Genomic DNA, 21,915 nt, shown 5'->3' on the forward strand with positions numbered 1-21,915 from the left:
CATGGATCTGGGCTTTCAGGACCGCACCGTCGTGGTGACGGGCGGGTCGTCCGGTATCGGGCTGGCCGCCGTCCGCCTGTTGCTGGCCGAAGGCGCGCGGGTTGCATTCTGTGCGCGCGGGGCCGAACGGTTGCGGGCGGTGTCCGACGACCTGACGCGGGAATTCGGCGCGGACCGCGTGCTGTCGCAGGCGGTCGATGTGCTGGACGCATCGGCGGTCGACGGTTTCGCCGCCACCGTGGCCGACACCTTCGGCCCGGTTCAGGCCCTGTTGACCAACGCGGGGCAGGGGCGCGTGTCGACCTTTGCCGATACCAGCGACGACGACTGGCGGGCGGAACTGGACCTGAAGTACTTCAGCCAGATCAACCCGATCCGCGCCTTCAAGCCCGCGCTGATCAGCAGCGGACAGGGCGCCATCGTCGCGACCAATTCCCTGCTGGCCTACCAGCCCGAGCCGCACATGGTCTGCACCTCGTCGGCGCGGGCGGGCATCCAGAGTTTGCTGAAATCCCTGTCGGTCGAACTGGCCCCGGACATCCGGGTCAATTCCATCGTTCTCGGTCTTGTCGATTCCAACCAGTGGCAGCGCCGGTTCGACGCCCGCGAAGATCCGTCGCAGACGCGCGACGATTGGTATGGCGCGCTGGCCCGCCGCAAATCCATCCCGCTTGGCCGTCTTGGCCGGGCCGAGGAAGCGGCGCGCGCGCTGCTGTTCCTCGCCTCTCCCGCGGCTTCCTACATCACAGGAGCGCACCTTGAAATCTCTGGAGGACTCTCCCGTCATGTCTGATCTGGCCACTTCGCAGCGCCCCGCCGAACAGGTGCACATCACCACCCCCGACACCGTCGCCGAGGCGATGATGCGCGCCCTGGCCGACATCGGCGTCACGACGGTGTTCGGCGTGATCTCGATCCACAATATGCCGCTGATCGATGCCATCGCACGCCAGGGCGTGATCCGCTTCGTCCCCGCGCGGGGCGAGGCCGGCGCCATGAGCATGGCCGACGCCTATGCGCGCGTCAAAGGATCGCTGGGCGTGGTGATGACCTCGACCGGCACCGCCGCGGGCAACGCGGCGGGCGCGCAGGTCGAGGCGCTGACCGCGGGCACGCCGCTTCTGCATATCACCAGCCAGGTTGACCTGAAATTCGCCGACCGCGACCGCGCGCCGATCCACGACGTGCCAAAACAGCGCCAGATGCTGGAAGGCATGTCCAAGGCCGTGTTCCGCCTGTGGGATGCGCATGCCGCCATTTCCACCCTGCGCGCCGCCGCCACCGCCGCGCTGTCGGCGCCGTCCGGTCCGGTCAGCCTCGAAATCCCGATCGACCTGCAACGCGCGCCGATGCAGGGCACATCCCGGATCGGCCATATCTCCACGCTTGCACCGCGCGCCGATGACGCCGACATCGCGGCCCTTGCCGATGCGATCCAGGCGGCCCGGCGCCCGCTGATCTGGCTGGGCGGCGGGGCCCGCGGTGCCTGCGATCAGGCGCGCGACCTGGTGGCGCGCGGCTTCGGCGTCGTCACCTCGACCAACGGGCGCGCCATCGTGCCCGAGGATCATCCCGCCAACCTCGGCGCGTTCAACATGACGCCCCAGGCCGCCGCGCTGTATGCCGGATGCGATCTGATGCTGGTCGTCGGCTCGCGGCTGCGGGGCAACGAGACGCGCAACAACACGATGGCCTTCCCGCCCCTCTACCAGATCGACGCCGAGGCCAGTCAGGGCGGGCGCAACTTCGCGGTGGAGCAATTCGTGCACGGCGATGCCGCCGACACGCTGGGCCGCCTGCTGGCTCTGTTGCCCGACAGGCTGGACGTGGATGCGAACCTCGTCCACGACATCACCGTCGCGCGGGTCGAATCCGAGGGCGCCCTGCGCGCCACGCTTGGGCCCTATCAGGTGGTGGCCGATGCGTTGCTGGCCCGTGTCCCGCAGGGGCGCCACCCATGGGTGCGCGACGTGACCATCTCCAACTCCACCTTCGGCAACCGCTATGTCTCCTTTGCCGCACCCCGCCTTGGCGTGCATGCGCTTGGCGGCGGGATCGGTCAGGGCATCGCCATGGGTGTCGGCGCGGCGCTTGCGTCGGACGGGCCCAAGGCGATCACGCTGGTCGGGGACGGCGGCGCGCAGCTTGGCATCGCCGAACTGATCACGGCGGTCGAGGAGGAGGCCCCGCTGGTCTATGTGCTGATGAACGACGGCGCCTATGGCGTGATCCAGAACATCCAGGACGCGCAATACGACGGACGCCGCCACTACTCGGCGTTGCGCACGCCCGATTTCGGGATGCTGTGCCGGTCGGTCGGCATGCCGCATCACAAGGTCGCGCGGATCGAGGAGTTCGAGGCCGCGCTGGACGCCGCCATCGCCGCCGATGGCCCCCGCGTGCTGGAGGTCGACATGGTTGCCATCGGCCCGTTTGCGCAGGCCTTCGGCGGGCCGCCGGCCGGTGCCTCCGGCAAGGCGGGCTGATCCATGCATCTGGGGTTGATCGGATACGGCACCATCGCGGCTGACCTGCTGCGCGTGCTGGCGGCAGAAGGGGCGGCACCCGCCGCGCTGGACGTGCTGGCGCGGGCGGGCCGCGTGGATGCGGCGCGCGCCCGGCTGGGCGGCGGACAGATCCACGTGGATGCTGCCGACCTGATCGCGGCGCGCCCCGATCTGGTGGTCGAGGCCGCCACGCACGAGGCCGTCGCGGGCCCCGTCTGCGCATGCCTGCGCGCGGGCCTGCCGGTCCTGATCGTGTCCATCGGCGCGCTGGCCAACCCGGAGGTGGAGGCATCGGTCCGCGAAGCCGCCATCGCGGGCGGCACGCAGGCGTTCCTGTGCAACGGGGCGGTCGGCGGCATCGACATGCTGGGGGCGGCGCGCCTGTCCGGTCTCGCGCGTGTGACATATACCTCCCGCAAGCCGCCGGGCGCGTGGAAGGGAACGCGGGCCGAGGACATGCTCGACCTTGCCGCCCTGACCGAACCCACGACGTTCTATACCGGCACCGCCCGCGACGCGGCGGCGCAATACCCGAAGAACGCCAATGTCGCCGCGACCGTCGCGCTGGCCGGTGCGGGGTTCGACGCGACGGACGTGCAGATGATTGCCGACCCCGGCGTCACCGCCAACATCCACGAGGTGTCCGTCCGCTCGGGCGCCGTCAATTTCGACCTGCGCCTCGAAGGGTTGCCCGCGCCGGACAATCCCAAGACCTCGCTGTCGACCATCTATTCGCTGGCCCGCGCCGTTCTGAACCGCGCCGCGCCGCTGGCCATCTGAGGTGCCATGACCCGTTTCGCCCACATCCCCGCCGAGATCACCGATGTCCTGCCCGATGGCCGCCTGTTCGTGGGCGGCGAATGGGAGGAGGGGACCGGCGCACCGATCACTTCGGTCTATCCGCACGACGGGTCCGAGAACATGGTGCTGAACGGGGCCTCGCGCGCCGATGGCGAACGGGCGATCGCGCGCGCCCGGGCCGCGCAGGCGGACCCGGCATGGCGCAACATGGCGCCCCACGACCGCGCGCGCCTGCTGCATGCCATTGCCGACGGGATCGAGGCGAACAAGGACCGCATCGCCCGCCTGCAAAGCCGCGACACCGGCAAGACATTGACGGAAACCGGTGCGCTTGCCGCCTCGGCCTGTGCCACCTTCCGCTATTTCGCCGCCGTCTGCGAGACGGCGGACGAGGCCCTGACCACGCGGCGGGCCGGGGCGCTGACGGCGTCCGTCCACGAACCCATCGGGGTGGTGGCCGCGATCACGCCGTGGAATTCGCCCATCGCGTCGGATGCGCAGAAGGTCGCGCCCGCGCTGGCCGCCGGCAACGCCGTGATCGTCAAACCGTCCAGCTGGTCGCCGCTGGTCAGCCTCGAACTGGCGCGCATCGCAGAGGCGGCAGGCCTGCCCAGGGGCCTGTTGTCGGTATTGCCGGGGGCCGGGGCCGAGATCGGCGATCTGCTGGTCGACCACCCGGATATCGGCCGCGTCGCCTTTACCGGCGGCACGTCGACGGGCCGGTCGCTGGCCGCCAAGGCGGGGGCGAAGCTGATGCCCGTCTCGCTGGAACTGGGGGGCAAGTCGCCCACCATCGTGTTCGACGATGCCGATCTGGATCTGGCCGTGGCGGGGGTGCTGTTCGGTATCTTCTCGTCGACGGGCCAAAGCTGCATCGCGGGGTCGCGCCTGTTCGTGCAGGACGGCATCCGCGCGGCGTTCATCGACCGGCTGGTCCGGGCCACCCGCGCCCTGACCGTCGGCGCGCCCACCGATCCGGCCACGCAGGTCGCCCCGATGATCCGCGCCCGCCACCGAGACGGGGTCGAGGCGCATATCGCCCGCGCCATCGCCGAAGGCGGACAGATCCTGACCGGCGGCACACGCCCCGACGCGCCGGATCTGGCAAGGGGATACTACCTGAACCCGACGATCATCGCCGGTCTGCCCAACACCGCCGAAACCTGCCGCGAGGAAATTTTCGGCCCCGTCCTGTCCGTCCTGCCCTTCAGCGACGAGGACGAGGTGATCGCCCTGGCCAATGACAACGAATACGGGCTGGCCTGCGGCATCTGGACCCGCGATTTCCCGCGCGCATGGCGCGTCGGCGCGGCCATCCGGGCGGGCACCGTCTGGATCAACACCTACAAGGCGTTCTCGATCTCGACCCCGTTCGGCGGGGACGGCGCCTCGGGGATGGGCCGCGAAAAGGGCCGCGATGGCCTGCGCGTGTGGCAGCGGCAAAAGGGACTTTACGTGGATATGACCGGCGCACCCCACCCGTGGGCCCGGCTGGAGCAGGACGCATGATGCTGACAGACAGAACCATCCTGATCACCGGCGCCGCCGGGGGACTTGGCCGCGAAATCGCCCTGACCTGCGCGCGACAGGGCGCATCGCTGATCCTTTCGGATTTCGACCATGAGGGGTTGGAGCGGACGCGCGACGCCGTCGCCACGCTTGGCGCGGACGCGCGCTGCGAACCCCTCGACCTGTCCGATCCCGCCGCCATCGCCGCATTCGGCGCGCGCATCGAGGGGCCGCTGCACGGGCTGATCAACAACGGCGCCATCGCGACCGGCATCGGCGGCATCCCCTTCGACGGGATCGACATCGACGTCTGGGACAAGGTGATGGCCGTCAACGTGCGCGGCACCTGGCTGATGATCCGGGCGATGGCGGGCAATCTGGCCGCGTCGGGGTCGGGGCGGATCGTGAACCTTGCCTCCGACACCGCGCTGTGGGGGGCGCCGAACCTGCTGGCCTATACCGCGTCCAAGGGTGCGGTGATGTCGATGACACGGTCCCTGTCGCGCGAGCTGGGACCGAAACGCATCGGCGTGACGACCGTCGCACCCGGCATCCTGACCACGCCCAGCACCGACTACGTGCCCCGCGCGCGCCATGACCTGTATGAAACGGGCCGCGCCGTGCCCGGCCCGGTCGCGGCCGGCGAAGTGACCGAGACCATCGCGTTCCTCGTGTCCGAAGGGGCGCTGACGCTGACCGGCCAGACATTGCCGGTCAACCACGGTTTCGTATTCAACTGAGGAGAGATCATGCCGCGCAGTGTCGCCATCGTCGGGGCCGGGCCATCGGGGTGTTATACCGCGCAGGCGCTGCGCAAGCTGGATCCCGACATGCGGATCGACATCTTCGACCGGATGCCGGTGCCCTATGGCCTGATCCGCTACGGGGTGGCCGCCGACCATCAGGGGACCAAGGCCGTCATCCGGCAGTTCTCGCGCCTGTTCGAACGTCAGAACGTCGGATTTGCCGGGAATGTCACGCTGGGCGACGGGCCGGGTCAGGTGACGCTGGACGATCTGCGCGGGGCCTATGACGCGGTGGTGCTGGCGCTTGGCCTGCATGGCGACCGGCGGCCCGACCTGCCGGGGCAGGACCTGCCGCAGGTGATCGGCGCGGGGCGCCTGACGCGGCACTGGAACGACCACCCCGACGAGGCATCGTTCGACCCGGCATTTGCGGACCGTGTCGCCATCCTCGGCAACGGCAACGTCGCGGTCGATGTCCTGCGCATTCTGGCCAAGCGGGCGGACGACCTCGAAGGCTCCGACCTTGCCGTCCGTCACAGCGACCGCATCGCCGCCGCCGGTCTGCGGCGGATCGAGGTGATCGGCCGCGCGCCCGCGCATCTGGCGAAATTCGATCCGGTCATGATCCGCGAGTTGAGCAAGCTGCCGCATGTTGCCTTTGACGTCCATGACCTAGATCCCGATCATGCACATGATCCCCGTATCGCGGCCTTGTCCGACCTGCCCCGCCCCGAGGGCGCTGCCTTGACCGTGGCCTTCCGCTTCGGGCGCGCACCGGACGCCATCGAGGGAGTCGATGCCGTGCGCGGCGTGCGGCTGGCCGGTGGCGAGGTGATCCCCTGCGATGCCGTGATCACGGCCATCGGGTTTCGCGATGGCAATGCCGCGCCCCTCGCCGCCGACCGGCCCGGCGTCCACGCCGCCGGATGGTTCGCCCACGGCCCGCGCGGCACCATTCCCGACCACCGCGCCGCCGCCAAGGCGCTGGCCGACCGGATCCATACCGAAATTTCCCGGCAGGACGCCATCGATCCCGGCCTGGCCGACGCCCTGATGGGCCGGCTGGCCCGCGTCGTCGATTACGCCGGGTGGCAGCGGATCGATGCCGTCGAGACCGCCGACCCGCCACCGGGGCGGGTGCGCGGAAAACTGGACGATCTCGACCGGATGTTGAACATTGCAGGGACAGAACAGGAAAAGACCGAATGAAGATCGAGATTCTATACGGCACCGAAACCGGGAACGCCGAGATGCTGGCCGAGGATCTGGAGGCGCATCTGTCCGGTGATCACGATGTCACGCTGACGAACCTGTCGGATGCGGATCCCGCGGCGCTGGCCGTCGATGCGTTGAACGTCCTTGTCTGTTCGACCTATGGCGAAGGCGATCTGCCCGCCTCGGCACAGCCCTTCGCCGACAGGATAAAGGCGACCGCGCCGGACCTGTCGCAGGTGCGCTTTGCCATCTTCGGGCTGGGCGACCGCGAATACGAGACCTTCGGCCTCGGCTCCGACAAGCTGGCCTCGCTGCTGATCGGGCAGGGGGCCACGCAGCTGGGCGAGCGTCTGGTCCATGACGCATCGGGCAGCGACCTGGCCGAGGACATGGCCATCGAATGGGTCGATGCACAGGTGCAGACCGCCGCAACGCAGTCCTGGGCCGCGTGACGATGGACATGCGCCCCCAAGGCGATGCCACGGAACAGCCCGCCCGCCCCGACACCAGCGGCGTGCCGCCGGTCGAACGGGCGATCCGCGTGCTGCGCTATATCGCGGCGGGCCAGACCTGCAGCAACATCACCAACGCGGCCAAGGAGATCGGGATCAACCGCACCACCCTGATCCGCCTGCTGCACACCCTGTCCGAAGAACGGATGATCGAACGGCGCGACGACGGACGCGGCTATGCCCTCGGGTTCGGTCTGATCGGGTTGGCGGCACAGGCCATTTCGGAGCGCGACCTTCTGCGCGTCGCGCGTCCGCGTCTGGCAAGGCTGGCCGCGGATCTGGGCCTTTCGGCGCATCTGGGTGTCCTCGACAATCACGAGGTCGTCTACCTGATCCGCGAGGTGCCGCGCACGCACCTCGTGTCGAACGTGGGCGAGGGATCGCGCCTGCCGGCCTATGCCACCACGATGGGGCGCATGATGCTGGCACATCTGCCCGAGGACAAGATCAACGCCCTCTACAAGGACCGCAAGATGCGGGTCTATTCCAAGGCGACGGCCACCACGCGCGCCGAGCTGCGCCGACAGCTTGCCGCCGATGGCGAAGCCGGCCTCGTCTGGAGCGATGGAAACTTCGAGCCGAGCATCGGGTCCTGCGCCTGTCCGGTCTTCGATCATGAACGCAAGGTGATCGCGGCGATCAACGTGTCGGGCGGCGCCGCGGATTTCACCGTCGGCACCCCCCGCAGCGCCGAGATCGAGGCCGGCGTGCGCGAGGCCGCAAAGGACCTGTCGCGCAGCCTCGGATGTCCCGACATTCCCGGTTAGGGACATCCCCTTGCCGGGCCGGCCCGGCGTCCCGCCCTAACCGACGCGATACCAGTGGCGCAGCGTATCCGCCATGTCGTGCTGCGCCGCGAAGCCCAATTCCGCGCGCGCGGCGTCGGTGGCGGTCGGCGCGGGCCGTGTGTGGGGAAAGCCGGCGAACCCGGCCCTGACATCCTCGGGCCAGGTCAGCTTGAAATCCGGGTAGGCCGCGCGCAGCAGCGCGGAGAGGCTGTCCAGACTGTGCTGACCGGGGTGGGCGATGTTGTAGACACCCGTCGTCGGCGCCTGCGCATCCAGTGCGGCGACGATCGCGGCGGCGCAATCGCGCACGTCGATGAATTCCTCCACCCCGTCCCAGACGAGGAACGGATCGTCGAGATGCAGCGGCGTGCCCGATCTGGCGGCGGTGACAAGCTGGTGCAGCAGGCGTCCCGGCACGCTGGTGACCGCATCGCCGTCACCGCCCACGACCGCCCCGAACCGCAGCGACACGATGTCGGAACCATGGAGCTTGCGATAGAGCAGGCCGAGGTGTTCGCCCGTCTGCTTGGTCAGGGCATACATGCTGGCCGGGCCTTCGGACAGGTTGCGAAGGGGGGCGTCCTCCTCGATCGGGGCGGGACCAAAGCTGCCGAAACCGGAATAGAGCACGGTCGCGGAGCTGATGTTCACCACCCGCCGGATGCCGTGGGTCCGCGCAAGGTCGAACACGTTGACCGTGCCCATCAGGTTCACCCCCAGACCCTTGACCGGATCGGCGCGCAGACCCGTCGACAGGACCGCCGCGCAATGCACGATCTGCGTGATCCCGTTGCCTGTGATGACATCCGACAGGCCCGCCGTATCGGTGACGTCGCAGGTCACGAACCCGGCCCCGTCGGGCAGGGCCGAAGGGGCGCGCACATCGCACAAAACGACGGCCTCGCCCCGGTCCAGCAGCAGGCGCGCGGCCCGCGTTCCTATCAATCCGGCGCCGGTGATCAGAGTGGTCATGTCGGTCCCTCGTGCAGTGGCGATGCGGGGGTCAGGCCGGATCGCCCATTGTCCTGTTCTCGAACAGGTTGACGACGAACCTCTCCGTGCCGGCAAGGTGGTCCGACATCAGGTTGCAGGCGCGCGCGGGATCCCGGTCGATGACCGCCTTCATGATGTTCTCGTGCTGCGCGTTCATCTCCTCGACATCGGGAAGCGACGATTGCACCTCGCGCAGGCGCAGGCGGCGATAGCGTTCGGAATGGTCGGCCAGCGTATTCCAGAAATCCAGATGCCAGGTCGATCCACAGGCGGATACGAGGGCGAAATGGAACTGCCGGTGCGCGGTTTCCCAGTCCGTCGCCGTCTGCGGGTCATCGTCCGTGCCGGGCAGCCGCGCACGCGTCAGCAGGTGATGGGCCCGCAGGATATCCGCCTCCCATGCGTCGTCCCCCCGCGCGATGGCGCGCGACAGGCAGATGGTCTCGACGTCGCGGCGGGTGTCCATGAGTTCACGAAATTCATCCAGCGTGGCCGCGCGCACGGTGGCGCCGCGCCGTTCGGTGAAGGTGGCCAGCCCCTCGCTGGTCAGGCGCATCAACGCCTCGCGAATGGGGGTCAGGCCAAGGTCATACTGTCCGCGCAGCGCCGAAGGCCGCAGCTTTTGCCCCGGCGCCAGATGTCCGGCAAGGATTTCGGCGCGCAGGACATCATATGCCGTGCCACCGAGAGAATTTGCAGGACTGGACATCGGCGGGCCACCCTAGCCTTCAAAATTATGTTGACTGGTATTTTTTATAAAGTTACCGTTTTCTTGTCAAGTAGTGGAAACATTACGAATCCGGCCTACAGCAGGGATCCTCCCCAACCTGACTGTAGGCCGGGCCCGGCACGGCAACGCGGCAACAGATCGCGCCCAGGCCACAGCCCCCGACCCGCCGCACCCCCCGGACAGGTCGCCCAACTTGGAGAAGACAATGACCAAACGCCTGACCCGTTCGCTGGCCCTGTCCGCCCTGATGTCCGCAACGATCGCGGTCGCAGCCCCGGCCTTCGCCCAGACTCAGATCCGCGTCTCGACATCGTCGCCCGCCGACAACTCGCTCACCCGCGCGTTGCAGGCCATCGAGGCGCAGATGGAGACCGCCTTCCCCGACGATATCGACATGTCGGTTCACCATTCCAACGCGCTGTTCAAGCAGGGCACCGAATTGCCCGCCCTGCAGCGCGGCAACCTCGAAATGTCCACACCCGTGACCTTCGAGATCGAAGCGCAGATGCCGGAATACGGCGTCTTCAGCGCGGCCTACCTGTTCCGCGACGCCGACCACATGCTGGAGGTGTTCAACGGCGAGGTGGGCGAACGATTCTACGCCGACGTGGCAGAGAAGCTGGGCATCGTCATTCTGGACGCGGCCTATCTGGGCACGCGCACCGTGAACCTGCGCGACGACCGCAGCGTGATGGTCCCCGGCGATCTGGCCGGCACCAAGATGCGGATGCCGCCTGCGCCCGCGTTCCAGACGCTGGCCCGCGCGCTTGGGGCGACCGCCGTGTCGATGCCCATCACCGAGGTCTATCTGGCCCTCAAGACCGGGGCCATCGACGGCCAGGACAATCCCGCCAACCTGACCCGCGACTGGAAGTTCGACGAACAGACGGAACAGGTCATCCTGACCCGGCACCTCGTGCAGCCGGTGTTCATCTCGATCGCCAAGCCGGTCTACGACAGCCTGACACCGGAACAGCAGACGGAACTGCGCGCCGCGACCGAGGCCGCCGTCGATCAGCAGATCGCGGAAACCAAGGCCGACGAACAGGCCGCGCTGGAGCAGTTCGCCGCCGCCGGGATGACCGTCGCGGAACCGGACCTCGACGCCTTCCGCGCCGCCGTCGCGGCCGAGTACGAGGCGAACGGATCGCTCGATGACTGGGTGCCCGGTCTGTACGAACAGATCGTGGCGATGCCCTGATCGGCGCGGCGCGGAACGGTTCTGGATATGCTCCGTCTTGTTCATATCTGGCAGGTCGCCGCCGCGCTGATTGCGCGCGTCGCGATGATGCTGGTCTTCGGGATGTTCATCTATGGGGTCGGCATGCGTTACCTGTTCGACAAGCCCCAGTCGTGGGTGGACGAAGCGGTGACGATCCTGGCCGTGTGGCTGGTGTTCTGGACCGCGGCCTTCGTCCTCAAGTGGTCCGAGCTGATTTCCTTCGACATCCTCGTCAATGCCTTTCCGCGCCATATTCAGCGCTTTCTGATCGCGGCCTCCGCGATCGCCTATTCGGCGGTCGTGGGTGCGGCCCTCTATCCGATCATCGACTACGTGATGTTCATGAAGATCATGACGACGGACATGCTGCTGCTACGGCTTGATCTGGTCTATTCCATCTTCGTGGTGTTCCTGATCGCCACCGCGTTGCGGTCCGCGGTCCTCGGGGTGCGGCTGTTGCTGCCCACGTGGCCACCCGTGCTGGCAGACCTGCTCGATGCCTCGGCCGAAGTGGAGGGGTCGCTATGACGACCGGTCTCTGGGCGCTTGTCCTCGTGTTCCTGACCGGCACGCTGTTGCGCCTTCCCATCGCGCTCAGCATGCTGGCGGCCGGTATCGCCTATTTCTTCTCGACCGGGCAGGACATCGGCCTGCTGGCGGGGCAGGTGATGGGGCAGATGACGGGCATCTACGTGCTGGTCGCGATCCCGATGTTCATCCTGGCCGCCAATGTCATGAACGCCTCGGGCATATCCGAGCGTCTGTGGAACGCGGCCAACGTCATCGTCGGGCGCGCGCGGGGCGGCACCGGGCATGTCACCGTTCTGGTCAGCCTCGTGTTCTCATCCATGAGCGGCAGCGCCGTCACCGATGCCTCGGGGCCCGGCATGATGGCGATCCGCATGATGCGGCAGATCGGGCGCTTTCCCCCGGAAATGGCCGTCGCCGTGGCCGCCGCCGCCGCCGTGATCGCACCGGTGATCCCGCCGTCGATCCCGATGGTGATCTACGCGATGCTGTCGGGCACGTCGGTCGGGGGCCTGTTCCTCGCGGGGATCGTTCCGGGCCTGCTGATGGGTGTGACCGTCATGCTGACCGTGCGGTTGCTGGCCGACCGCTACGACCTGCCGCCTGGCGAAAAGATCCCGTTTGCACAGGTCGGGCCGGTGATGGGCCGCGCGGCCATGCCGATGACCCTGCCGGTCCTGTTGCTGGGCGGGATCTGGACCGGGGTGTTCAGCCCGACGGAATCCGCCGCCGTGGCGGCGCTTTGGGCGATGATCCTCGGGACGGTCGTGTTCCGCAGCCTGCGCGCGCGGCAGTTCGGCGAGGTGTTCGACGAATCCCTGCGCCAGACGGCGGCGACGATGCTGCTGATCTCCTCTGCCTATGTCGTCAACTATGCCATCGCCAACGAAGGTCTGGCCGCCGCGCTGGTCGGCCTGATCGACCGGCTGGACCTGACACAGACGCAGTTCATGCTGGTGATGAACGTGCTGCTGCTGGGGCTGGGCTGTTTCCTCGACGGCTCCGTCATCCTGCTGGTAGTCGTGCCGCTGCTGCTGCCCACGGCGCGCAGCCTCGGGATCGACCTGACCTATTTCGGTGTCGTGGTGATCATCAACTTCATGATCGGCCTGATCACGCCGCCCTACGGCCTGATCCTGTTCGTCCTGTCGTCCCTGACCCGCGTGCCTTTGCCCGGGATCTTCCGGGCCGTGACGCCCTTCTTTCTGGCGCTCATTGTGCTCTTGCTGATCCTGACGCTGGTGCCGGGCATCATATTGTTCCTGCCGCATTTCTTCGGCTTTACATGACCTGCGACGGCGGAGACGACACATGACAGACCACGGCTTCACCCTCAGCCCGCAACCGCCGATGCCCGTCGCGGTGGCCGAGGCCTATACCAATGACGTCCTGATGGCGTCGCGCGGCGGCTGGCCCGGGGTGCGCGAGATGCGCGATCAACGGTTCGGACCCGAACCGTGGCAGGTGTTCGACGTGTTCATGCCCGACGGCCCTGCGCCGGACGGCGGACGCGACATCGTCATCTTTATCCACGGCGGCGGCTGGTCGAACGGCTGGAAGGAAATGAACGGCTTCATGGCGCCGGGCATCACCGCCACCGACGCCATCCTGATTGCGCCCACCCACCGGCTGACGCCGCATGTGCGCTATCCGGCCATGTTGCACGACGTTCTGGACGACGTGGCCGCCGTGCGGGCGCGGGCGGCGGACTATGGCGGCAACCCGGACAGGATCATCATGGCGGGCCATTCGGCGGGGGGCCATCTGGCCCTGCTGGCGGCCCTGCGCACCGACCTCTGGGCAGACCACGGCCTGCCGCCCGGCGCCATCGCCGCCTGCGCCCCCATGAGCGCGGCACTGCAACTGCACCACCCGGACCCCGTCCCCGGCAGTCTGGAGGCGCGGGTCTATACCGATCTGCTGGCAGATCCTGCCGACGACAAGGATGCCAGCCCGATGAACTGGCTCGAGAACCTCGACATGCCGCTGTTCCTGTCCTGGGGCGATCGGGACATGCCGCGCGTGCGATCCTCGAACCCCGAGGCTTTGGCCAAGCTCGAGGCGGCCGGCAAACCCGCAACGCACGCCGTCTATCCCACCGACCATTTCGAGACCCACCAGCAGCTGATCGATCCCGATCACGACTGGTACGCCAGCGTGACCCGCCTGCGAAAGGACATCCCATGAAGGAATTGATCACCGGCGGCCTGCCGACCCCGCCGCAACCCTTCAGCTGGGCCATCCGGTCCAGCGGCTTGCTGTTCGTTACCCATGGGCCGGTGCAGGCGGACGGAACCATCCTGCAAGCCTCGATCGAGGAGCAGACGGAGCTGACGCTGAACAACTTCATCGCCACCCTCGACGACGTCGGCGCCGACCTGTCGGCCATGGTCCAGATGACGGTCTTCCTGATCGACGGGGCACATATGTCCCGCGTCGACACGGTCTACGGCAGGTATTTCACGGCACCCTATCCCAACCGGGCCAGCCTGATCGTCGCGGGCCTCGTGGCGCCGGGCATGATGATCGAGATCCAGGGCATCGCGGACCTGTCCTGACCGGGGTCGGGGCGGCATCGCCGGAACCATGCCGCCCATAATCAGATTTATGTAATATTCCGGCAGGTGGACGCTAGTACCCGCCCGCTATCCAGCGGGCCGCCTTTTCCGCGATCATGATCGTCGGCGAATTGGTGTTGCCGCTGACGATCTCGGGCATGACGGACGCATCGACCACGCGCAGGGCCGCGACGCCCTTGACCCGCAGGTGCGGGTCGAGAACCGCCGTCCGGTCCTCCGCATGGCCCATCTTCACCGTTCCGGCGGGATGAAAGATCGTGCTTGCGATGTCACCCGCCAGTTTCGCCAGATCCGCGTCCGTCTGATACTGTGTGCCGGGTTTGTATTCCTCGGGGGCGAAACGGGCCATGGCGGGCTGCGCCATGATCCTGCGGACCTGGCGCAGGCTGTCGGCGGCGACTTTGCGGTCCTCGTCGGTATCGAGGTAGTTCGGCGAAATCTGCGGCGGGCTGCGAAAATCGGCCGAGGCGATGCGCACATGGCCGCGGCTCGTCGGGTTCAGGTTGCAGACGCTGACGGTCATGGCGGGAAAGTCATGCAGGTCCTCGCCGAACGCATCAAGGCTGAGGGGCTGAACATGGTATTGCAGGTTGGCATGCGCGCGGCCCGGATCGGACCGGGTGAAGGCGCCCAGCTGGCTTGGTGACATGCTCATCGGGCCGGAACGTCTGAAAAGATATTCCAACCCGATCTTCGCCTTGCCGAACGTGGAATTGACCAGCGTGTTCAGGGTCTGCGTTCCGCGCACCTTGTAGACCGCCCGGATCTGCAGGTGGTCCTGAAGGTTCTCGCCGACACAGGGGGCATCGTGCACCACGTCGATCCCGTGCGCGCGCAGCAGGGCCGCAGGACCGATCCCCGACAGTTGCAGGATCTGGGGCGAGTTGATCGCCCCCGCCGACAGGATCGTCTCGCGCGTCGCGTGCACCGCAACCGAGGTGCCCGCCCGGCGCACGATGGCCCCGCGACACCGCGGCTTGCCGTCGGCATCCGGTGCGAAGGTCAGGCGTTCCGCCTGTGCCTGGGTCCAGACGGTCAGGTTCGGGCGCACCTTCGCGGGGCGCAGAAAGGCCTTCGACGTGCTCCACCGCCAGCCGGACCGCTGGTTGACGTCGAAATACCCGACGCCGGCGTTGTCGCCGGTGTTGAAGTCATCGGTCGCCTCGATCCCGGCTTCGGTCGCGGCCTCGGCAAACCCGTCGAGCACATCCCAACGCAGCCGCTGCTTCTCGATCCGCCATTCGCCGCCATGCCCGTGCATGTCCGAAAACCGACCGTTGTCACCCGTCGCGGGATCGGCGCCTTCGTCCAGCCGGTAGTGATCCTCGTGCGCCTTGAAATCGCGCAGCGACTGGTCCCAGTTCCAGTCCTCCTCGCCCGAAAGCGCGGCCCAGTTGTCATAGTCCCGCGCTTGTCCGCGCATGTAGATCATGCCGTTGATCGACGAACAGCCGCCAAGGGTCTTGCCCCGCGGATACAGCAGGCTGCGCCCGTTCAACCCGGCCGCAGGGCGGGTCCTGTACATCCAGTCCGTGCGCGGATTGCCGATACAGTAGAGATAACCGACCGGAATATGGAGCCAGTGGTAATTATCGTGCCTGCCCGCCTCCAGCAACAGGACGCGGGTATCGGGGTCCGCGCTCAGCCGATTGGCCAGCAGGCATCCCGCCGATCCGGCACCGATGATGATATAGTCGAAGGTCGTATCGTCATCCGGCATCGCGCGTTCCCCCCCCGCTCGTCGGTGCGAGCATCCTTGCGGGATGTCCTGACCAGTGGGGGGCGCAATTGCCAATGACAAATGGCGTGCCGGCATATTAACAATATTCATATGGATAGATTGTCCAACGTGAACAACATCGCGGCCTTCGTGACCGTTGCCCGCGAAGGCAGCGTGTCGCGCGCAGCCGAGGTGTTGAACCTGACCCAGCCCGCCGTCAGCCATCAGATCCGGCGGCTGAGCGAGGAGACGGGTCTGCGCCTGTTCGCCCGCACGGCAACCGGCGTCCGCATCACCGATGACGGCGAAGCCATGCTGGCAAAGGCCGAACAGGTGCTTGCCGCCCTGACCGACTTTCACCGCACGGCCGGTCAGCGCACTGGCCGGTTGAGCGGCCTGTTGAAGATCGGCACCGTGGTCGACCCCGAGTTCATCCGCCTGGGCCAGCTGCTGGCGCGGTTGCGGGCCGATCATCCGGAGGTGAAGACCGAGCTTCTGCACGGGGTCAGCGGCGATGTCATCGGGTGGCTGAGGCGGGGGCTGATCGATGCGGGCTATGTTCTGGGCGGCGCGGACGGGGTGGCCGGGATGGAGGCCGACGGCGAGACCCGCATCCGCACGATCCGGCTTGCGGCGTTTTCCTACCGCGTCATCGCCCCCGCCGGGTGGGAGGCGAGGATACAGGCCGCCGACTGGCCCGCCCTTGCCGATCTGCCATGGATCGGAACGCCCGAAAGTTCCGCCCACAACCGCCTGCTTGCCGGGATCTTCGAACGCCGGGGCCTGCGTCCGAATGTCGTGGCCCTCGTCGATCAGGAGGCATCGATGCTGGAGATGGTGCGGTCGGGCATCGGGCTCAGCCTGTGCCGGGAATCGATCGCCCTGCACCAGAAACAGGCCTTCGGACTGGCCGTGGCGGATGCGGTGTCGGTTCCGGCCACCTTGTGTTTCGCCGCCCTAGACCGGCGGGCCGACGACCCGATCCTGGCGCAGACGTTCGACCTGCTGCGCCGGATCTGGTAGGGCGCGACCGCTCGGGCCGCCAGCAGGCCCCCTGCCCTATCCCTGCTCGTTCCGCCAATCGTGGCGATCTTCAAAGCCGAGAACCTGTCGGATCTTGGCGTTTGAAAACAGCGCGTCCTCGGGCCCAAGGTCGCCCTTGATCGGTACGCCGGGAAAGAACCGCTCCGCCAGTTCGGGCGCGGGAATATCGGGGGCGTTGAAGCTGTTGGCGGCGTTGAACACCTGAAAGCCCAGCCCGTCGTGGCCAAGGCACAGATCGACGATCTGGCCCAGATCGCGCGCGTCGATATAGTTGAACAGGTTCCGGCGGCGGCATTCGGGATCATCGCGAAAGCCCGCAAAGGCGCCGTATTCATGCGGCTCGATCACGTTCCCGATCCGCAGGGCATAGACGTCCGCACCGGTCCGGCGGGCAAAGGCGCGGGCCGTATGTTCGTTGCAAACCTTCGACAGGGCATAGCTGTCCTCGGGGTCGACGTCATACGCCTCGTCCACGGGCAGGTAATGGGGATCGGCCCGCCCCCGCGCGAAACAGACGCCATAGGTCGTCTCGGACGAGGCGATGATGACCTTGCGAATGCCCAGCTTGGCCGCAGCCTCGACCACGTTGTAGGTCGACATCGTGTTGATGCGGAACGTCTCGTTGTCGGGGTGCAGGCCGATACGCGGGATGGCCGCAAAATGCACGACGGCGTCGAAACCGGGGGCGGGCCCATCCTCCAATTCAGACAGATCGATCGGCCCGGTCAGCGCGTTCCAGACCTGTCCGGCGTCCGTGACATCGACGGCCAGGTCGGACACGCCATCCGCCCCAAGGGGGGCAAGGTCAGCGTTCAGGATCTGATGCCCGCGATCGCGCAGATAGGGAACGGCATGCCGCCCGGCCTTGCCGGATCCGCCCGTAAAGAAAATGCGCATGGTGACCTCTCCCTTGTCTTTCCTGGTCTTTCGGCCGCCCGCTGCCTCCATGCAGACCGGGGCCAGGTGCCATTCCTCGGCCCTGCACCGCGCGGCGTCAAGCGGGGGCACAGGCCCAAAGCGGGCCGGGTCGCGAAAGAAAAAGATCAGTGACGCACCGCCCCGCCGCCCCCGGCAGTCCGGGGAAGGCGGGGCCACTCAGGTTGTCGCTGCGTTTGCGCGTCAGCGCCCCATCCAGCCGCCATCCACCAACATGACATGACCGTGCATGTAGGACGCGGCCTCGGACGACAGGAACACCGCCGGCCCGGCGAAATCCGACGGCCGACCCCAGCGACCCGCCGGGATCCGCGACAGGATCGAGGCGGCCCGGTCGGGATCGTTGCGCAGCGCCTCGGTGTTGTCGGTGTCGATATAGCCGGGCGCGATGGCGTTGACGTTGACGCCCTGCCCCGCCCATTCGTTCGCGAAGGCCATGGTCAGCTGTCCGATGCCCCCCTTGGACGCGGCATAGCCGGGCACCGTGATCCCGCCCTGGAACGTCAGAAGGGACGCGGTGAAGATCACCTTGCCCGACCCGCGTGCGACCATGGTTTTGCCGATGTCACGGGTCAGGATGAACTGCGCGCTCAGGTTCACCTCGATCACCTTGTCCCACATCTCGTCGGGGTGTTCGGCGGCAGGCGCGCGCAGGATCGTGCCCGCGTTGTTGATCAGGATGTCGATCTGCGGATGATCGGCCAGCACCTGTGCGGTGAACGCCCTAACCGCCGCGCGATCACCGAAATCGCAGCTGTAGCCGGTGAACCTGCGGCCAAGCGCGGTCACGTCCTTGCCGACCTCCGAACCCTCGGTCTCCAGCGAGGCGGATACCCCGATGATGTCGGCCCCCGCCTCGGCCAGGGCCACGGCCATGCCGCGCCCGATGCCCCGCTTGGCACCGGTGACAAGCGCCGTCTTTCCGGCAAGGCTGAACGTGTCGAGAACGGGCATCATGCGGTCTCCTGGATGCGGATCATGGATTTCATGGCATTCGGGCTTCGGGTCAGTGCCTCGAACGCGGACTGGATGTCGGACAGCCCCTGGATGTCGGTGATGAAGCTGTCGCAATCGACGACGCCCCGCGCCAGAAGGTCCATCGCGCGGTCGTAATCCTCGGGGCGGTAGACCCGCGCGCCGATCAGGTCCAGCTCCCTCCAGAAGAACTGGAACATGTCGATCTGCGGCTTCTGCGCGTGGATCGCGACCATGACGATGCGCCCGCGGGTGGCGGCGGCGGCGGTCATCAGGTCGACGCCGGGCTGGGTGCCGGACACTTCGAAGACGACGTCGGCGCCCTTGCCGCCCGTCGCGTCGTGCATCGCCCGGGCGACGTCGACCTCCTTGGGGTTCATCACGGCGAATCCGATCCCCTCGGCATGGGCCAGACGGGATGGGTTGATCTCCGAGATGGTGACATTGGCGCCTGCGTCGCGCGCGGCCATCGCCACCAGCATCCCGATGGGCCCGCCCCCGATGACCAGAACGTCCTCGCCCGGCTTGACCTGACCGCGGTCGACATCGTGGCAGGCGACGGCCAAGGGCTCGATCAGGGCGGCGTGGCTCAGGTCCAGATCCTTGGGCAGGACGTGGATCGTGTGGGCGGGGACATTCCATTTCTGCTGGAACGCGCCGGTGGAATCGATCCCGATGAAGGTCAGGTTGTGGCAGATGTGTTCATGCCCGGCCCGGCAGGCGGGGCAGTCGCCGCAATGGTCCAGCGGGCGCACGACGATATGGTCCCCGACCGACAGGCCCGTGACCCCGTCGCCAAGCGCCGAGATCACGCCCGACATCTCGTGGCCGATGGTCCGCTCGAACCCGACGCGGCCATCCATGTGGCCCAGATAGATATGCAGGTCGGTGCCGCAGATGCCGCAATAGGCGACGTCCACCTGCACCTGTCCGGCGGTGGGGGCGGGCACCTCGACGGTTTCGACGGTGAACGTCCTGTCACCCCTGTAAATGGCGGCCTGGCTTGTCATGTCGTCTCCCTTGGTTTTGTAGCAGATCGGCCGCGTCGAGCTTGGCCCAATCGAAAGTGACCCCGATGCCCGGCACGTCGGGGGCGATGGCGCGGCCCCCTTCGATCACCAGCGGTCGGGTGGTGTAGGCTTCGATCGGGAAGGAATGGACCTCGATCCAGCCATCCCCGGCGCAGCCCGATATCAAACTGACGTGCAGTTCCTGCATCCCGTGGCTGCACAGCGTCACGCCATGGCGGCGGGCGCGGTCGGCAACCCTGAGAAACCCGGTGATGCCGCCGCAGTTCGATGCATCCGGCTGCACGAAGCCGAGGTTCGACCGGGCGAAAGCGTGATCGAACTCCTCAATGATATGAAGATTTTCCCCCATCGCAACCGGGATACCAGCGGCCGCTACCCGTGCATAGCCTGCGTAATCGTCGGGTATGATCGGCTCCTCGAACCACGTCAGGTCATAGGGCGCGAAGGCATGGGCGGCCTCGATCGCCTGCGGCACCGTCATCGAAAAATTGGCGTCCACCATGAAGGGCATGTCCGGCCCGATCAGGTCGCGCACCGCCTCGATGCGCGCCACGTCCTCGGCCAGCGGCAGGCCGATCTTGATCTTCACGCCGCCCGTGTCCCGCGCGAGGTATCCGCGCACGGAGTCGAGCAGTTTCGGCAGGTCGAACCCGAGGTCGATGCCCCCGCAATACGCCCGACAGGTCGCCGCATCGCCGCCCGCCATCTGCAACAGGGACCGCCCCTCGCGCTTGCCGCGCGCATCCCACAGGGCGATGTCCACCGCCGAGATGGCGAAGGACGCGATCCCGCCCCGCCCGACATAATGGATATGCCAGAGCATCCCCTCGAACAGATCCTCGATCCGCGTGCCGTCGCGCCCGATCAGGAAGGGGGCGAGGTCGTCCTCGATCATCACGAGGATGGCGCGTCCGCCCTTGCCGCCGGTATAGGTATAGCCGACCCCCTCGGACCCGTCGTCCATGCGGATCGTGCAGGTCACAAGCTCGAAGTGATGGTGGTCGCCGTGTTTGGCATCGACCAGCACCTCGGCCAGCGGAATGTGATAGAGCCGCGGCTCGACCGAGACGATCCGGGTCATGCGGAGGTTCCCTTCACGGCACTGCGCGCCATCACCCGCGACTGGAACAGGATGACGGCGAACAGGAACCCGCCACGGATCACCATCTGCCAATAGGCCGAAAAGCTGATCGTGCCGCGCCCGTTCTCGAAGTTGAGGATGTTGAACACGAGACCCAGCAGAAGCGCACCCGCCACCGTCGCGGGCACCGACCCGAGGCCACCGGTCAACAGGGTGCCGCCGACGACGACCGAGGCGATGGCCGACAGCTCCCAGCCGATGCCTTCCAACGGCTGGCCCGCGCCGAACCCCGAGGCGAGGATCACCCCCGCCAGTCCGGCACAGCCCCCCGACAGCATGTAGACGAAGGCCTTGGCCCGGTTCACCGGCAGGCCCATCAGGGTCGCGGCGTCCTCGGACCCGCCGATGGCCAGAACGGTGCGGCCCAGCGAGGTCTTTTCCAGCACGACCCAGAAGACGACGACCACGACCGCGACCACGATGATGGTCCATGGCACGAGGCCGAAAGCCTTGTTCATCCCCATGTTGGTGAAGTTCGAGCCCCAGTCGACGGCAATGGTCGACGCCCCCGAAATCACCAGCGCCCCGCCCTTGGCGCCCAGCATCGTGGCCAGCGTCGCGATGAACGGCGGAATGCGCAGCGCGATGATGCAGACCGCGTTGAACGCGCCGAAGGCCACCCCCGCCAGCACCGCCAGCGGCAGGGCCACCTGGATGCCCAAGGGCGACAGATAGGCCGCCACGACCGAGGTGAAGGCCGCGACCGATCCCACCGACAGGTCGATGCCCCCGGTCATGATGACGAAGCACATGCCGACCGCGATCACGATGAACATGGAGTTGTAGTTGAGGAAGGAGCCGATGTTGTAGGCCCCCGCGAAATTGTCGTAGCGCAGCGCCCCGAAGATCATCAGCGCGATCAGCGCGACCCAGACGGCCACCGATTGCGGGTTGCCGACGACGAAGCGGCGCAGGTCGAATGCGTCCTGGTTCATGGC

22 protein-coding genes are annotated in these 21,915 nt (G+C 67.3%); 14 read left to right on the plus strand and 8 right to left on the minus strand.

Features of this window, described 5'->3' with window-relative positions; genetic code table 11:
* The first annotated feature begins 1 nt into the window (after position 1).
* The 8 genes from V6N07_RS17135 to V6N07_RS17170 are packed head-to-tail and all read left to right on the plus strand — an operon-like array spanning position 2 to position 8,057.
* A complete protein-coding gene (locus tag V6N07_RS17135) occupies positions 2 to 793 on the plus strand; it encodes an SDR family oxidoreductase (RefSeq protein ID WP_371158038.1) in 792 nt (263 codons plus the stop codon).
* Positions 786 to 2,486: a thiamine pyrophosphate-binding protein gene (locus V6N07_RS17140; protein ID WP_371158040.1), complete on the plus strand. Its 1,701-nt coding sequence runs from the start codon at positions 786 to 788 to the stop codon at positions 2,484 to 2,486. The genes V6N07_RS17135 and V6N07_RS17140 overlap by 8 nt, the downstream gene beginning before the upstream one ends.
* Before the next feature lie 3 nt (positions 2,487 to 2,489).
* Positions 2,490 to 3,287 (plus strand): aspartate dehydrogenase, encoded by a 798-nt coding sequence (locus V6N07_RS17145; RefSeq protein WP_371158041.1) that lies wholly within the window; start codon positions 2,490 to 2,492, stop codon positions 3,285 to 3,287.
* A 6-nt stretch (positions 3,288 to 3,293) separates the two neighbouring features.
* A complete protein-coding gene (locus tag V6N07_RS17150) occupies positions 3,294 to 4,817 on the plus strand; it encodes an aldehyde dehydrogenase (RefSeq protein WP_371158043.1) in 1,524 nt (507 codons plus the stop codon).
* The gene (locus V6N07_RS17155; protein WP_371158045.1) at positions 4,817 to 5,557 is read left to right on the plus strand and encodes an SDR family oxidoreductase; all 741 of its coding nucleotides are present in this window, start codon (positions 4,817 to 4,819) and stop codon (positions 5,555 to 5,557) included. Before V6N07_RS17150 ends, V6N07_RS17155 begins: the two co-directional genes overlap by 1 nt.
* Positions 5,558 to 5,566: 9 nt before the next feature.
* Positions 5,567 to 6,772: an FAD-dependent oxidoreductase gene (locus tag V6N07_RS17160; protein WP_371158047.1), complete on the plus strand. Its 1,206-nt coding sequence runs from the start codon at positions 5,567 to 5,569 to the stop codon at positions 6,770 to 6,772.
* Positions 6,769 to 7,230 carry a flavodoxin domain-containing protein gene (locus V6N07_RS17165; protein WP_371158049.1) on the plus strand — a complete coding sequence of 154 codons (462 nt, stop codon included), beginning with the start codon at positions 6,769 to 6,771 and terminating at the stop codon, positions 7,228 to 7,230. The genes V6N07_RS17160 and V6N07_RS17165 overlap by 4 nt, the downstream gene beginning before the upstream one ends.
* A gap of 8 nt (positions 7,231 to 7,238) precedes the next feature.
* Entirely contained in the window at positions 7,239 to 8,057 is an 819-nt protein-coding gene (locus V6N07_RS17170; protein ID WP_371158051.1) for an IclR family transcriptional regulator, read from the plus strand.
* Between the two features lie 36 nt (positions 8,058 to 8,093).
* Here V6N07_RS17170 and V6N07_RS17175 read toward each other — a convergent pair whose 3' ends face one another.
* Both V6N07_RS17175 and V6N07_RS17180 read right to left on the minus strand, forming a co-directional pair.
* On the minus strand, positions 8,094 to 9,050 hold the full coding sequence (locus V6N07_RS17175; RefSeq protein WP_371158053.1) for an NAD-dependent epimerase/dehydratase family protein: 957 nt from the start codon (positions 9,048 to 9,050) through the stop codon (positions 8,094 to 8,096).
* A gap of 31 nt (positions 9,051 to 9,081) precedes the next feature.
* The gene (locus tag V6N07_RS17180; protein ID WP_371158055.1) at positions 9,082 to 9,780 is read right to left on the minus strand and encodes a GntR family transcriptional regulator; all 699 of its coding nucleotides are present in this window, start codon (positions 9,778 to 9,780) and stop codon (positions 9,082 to 9,084) included.
* A gap of 226 nt (positions 9,781 to 10,006) precedes the next feature.
* Between V6N07_RS17180 and dctP the strand changes: the two genes are divergently transcribed.
* Genes dctP through V6N07_RS17205 form a run of 5 tightly spaced genes read left to right on the plus strand, consistent with a single transcriptional unit; the run spans position 10,007 to position 14,109 of the window.
* Entirely contained in the window at positions 10,007 to 11,002 is a 996-nt protein-coding gene (gene dctP, locus V6N07_RS17185; RefSeq protein ID WP_371158056.1) for a TRAP transporter substrate-binding protein DctP, read from the plus strand.
* Positions 11,003 to 11,029: 27 nt separating this feature from the next.
* Complete coding sequence (locus tag V6N07_RS17190) at positions 11,030 to 11,551, plus strand: TRAP transporter small permease (protein ID WP_371158058.1); 522 nt, start codon at positions 11,030 to 11,032, stop codon at positions 11,549 to 11,551.
* Entirely contained in the window at positions 11,548 to 12,840 is a 1,293-nt protein-coding gene (locus tag V6N07_RS17195) for a TRAP transporter large permease (RefSeq protein WP_371158060.1), read from the plus strand. The genes V6N07_RS17190 and V6N07_RS17195 overlap by 4 nt, the downstream gene beginning before the upstream one ends.
* Positions 12,841 to 12,862: 22 nt before the next feature.
* Positions 12,863 to 13,738 (plus strand): alpha/beta hydrolase, encoded by an 876-nt coding sequence (locus V6N07_RS17200; RefSeq protein WP_371158062.1) that lies wholly within the window; start codon positions 12,863 to 12,865, stop codon positions 13,736 to 13,738.
* A complete protein-coding gene (locus V6N07_RS17205) occupies positions 13,735 to 14,109 on the plus strand; it encodes a RidA family protein (protein ID WP_371158064.1) in 375 nt (124 codons plus the stop codon). Before V6N07_RS17200 ends, V6N07_RS17205 begins: the two co-directional genes overlap by 4 nt.
* A 73-nt stretch (positions 14,110 to 14,182) precedes the next feature.
* On the opposite strand, the gene V6N07_RS17210 is transcribed toward V6N07_RS17205, so the two are convergent.
* Positions 14,183 to 15,850 (minus strand): GMC family oxidoreductase, encoded by a 1,668-nt coding sequence (locus tag V6N07_RS17210; RefSeq protein ID WP_371158066.1) that lies wholly within the window; start codon positions 15,848 to 15,850, stop codon positions 14,183 to 14,185.
* Between the two features lie 111 nt (positions 15,851 to 15,961).
* On the opposite strand from V6N07_RS17210, the gene V6N07_RS17215 reads away from it, so the two are divergent.
* Positions 15,962 to 16,873 carry a LysR family transcriptional regulator gene (locus V6N07_RS17215; RefSeq protein WP_371158068.1) on the plus strand — a complete coding sequence of 304 codons (912 nt, stop codon included), beginning with the start codon at positions 15,962 to 15,964 and terminating at the stop codon, positions 16,871 to 16,873.
* A gap of 36 nt (positions 16,874 to 16,909) precedes the next feature.
* Here V6N07_RS17215 and V6N07_RS17220 read toward each other — a convergent pair whose 3' ends face one another.
* The 5 genes from V6N07_RS17220 to V6N07_RS17240 form a co-directional block, all read right to left on the minus strand.
* The gene (locus V6N07_RS17220) at positions 16,910 to 17,791 is read right to left on the minus strand and encodes an NAD-dependent epimerase/dehydratase family protein (RefSeq protein ID WP_371158070.1); all 882 of its coding nucleotides are present in this window, start codon (positions 17,789 to 17,791) and stop codon (positions 16,910 to 16,912) included.
* A gap of 222 nt (positions 17,792 to 18,013) precedes the next feature.
* Complete coding sequence (locus V6N07_RS17225) at positions 18,014 to 18,784, minus strand: SDR family NAD(P)-dependent oxidoreductase (RefSeq protein WP_371158072.1); 771 nt, start codon at positions 18,782 to 18,784, stop codon at positions 18,014 to 18,016.
* Positions 18,784 to 19,815, minus strand: coding sequence for a zinc-binding dehydrogenase (locus tag V6N07_RS17230; protein ID WP_371158074.1), 1,032 nt, complete (start codon positions 19,813 to 19,815; stop codon positions 18,784 to 18,786). The genes V6N07_RS17225 and V6N07_RS17230 overlap by 1 nt, the downstream gene beginning before the upstream one ends.
* On the minus strand, positions 19,784 to 20,917 hold the full coding sequence (locus V6N07_RS17235) for a mandelate racemase/muconate lactonizing enzyme family protein (protein ID WP_371158076.1): 1,134 nt from the start codon (positions 20,915 to 20,917) through the stop codon (positions 19,784 to 19,786). Before V6N07_RS17235 ends, V6N07_RS17230 begins: the two co-directional genes overlap by 32 nt.
* Positions 20,914 to 21,912, minus strand: coding sequence for an ABC transporter permease (locus tag V6N07_RS17240; RefSeq protein WP_371158078.1), 999 nt, complete (start codon positions 21,910 to 21,912; stop codon positions 20,914 to 20,916). The genes V6N07_RS17235 and V6N07_RS17240 overlap by 4 nt, the downstream gene beginning before the upstream one ends.
* Positions 21,913 to 21,915: the final 3 nt, after the last annotated feature.

Source organism: Jannaschia sp. 2305UL9-9 (assembly GCF_041403465.1).
Taxonomy (GTDB): Bacteria; Pseudomonadota; Alphaproteobacteria; order Rhodobacterales; family Rhodobacteraceae; genus Jannaschia.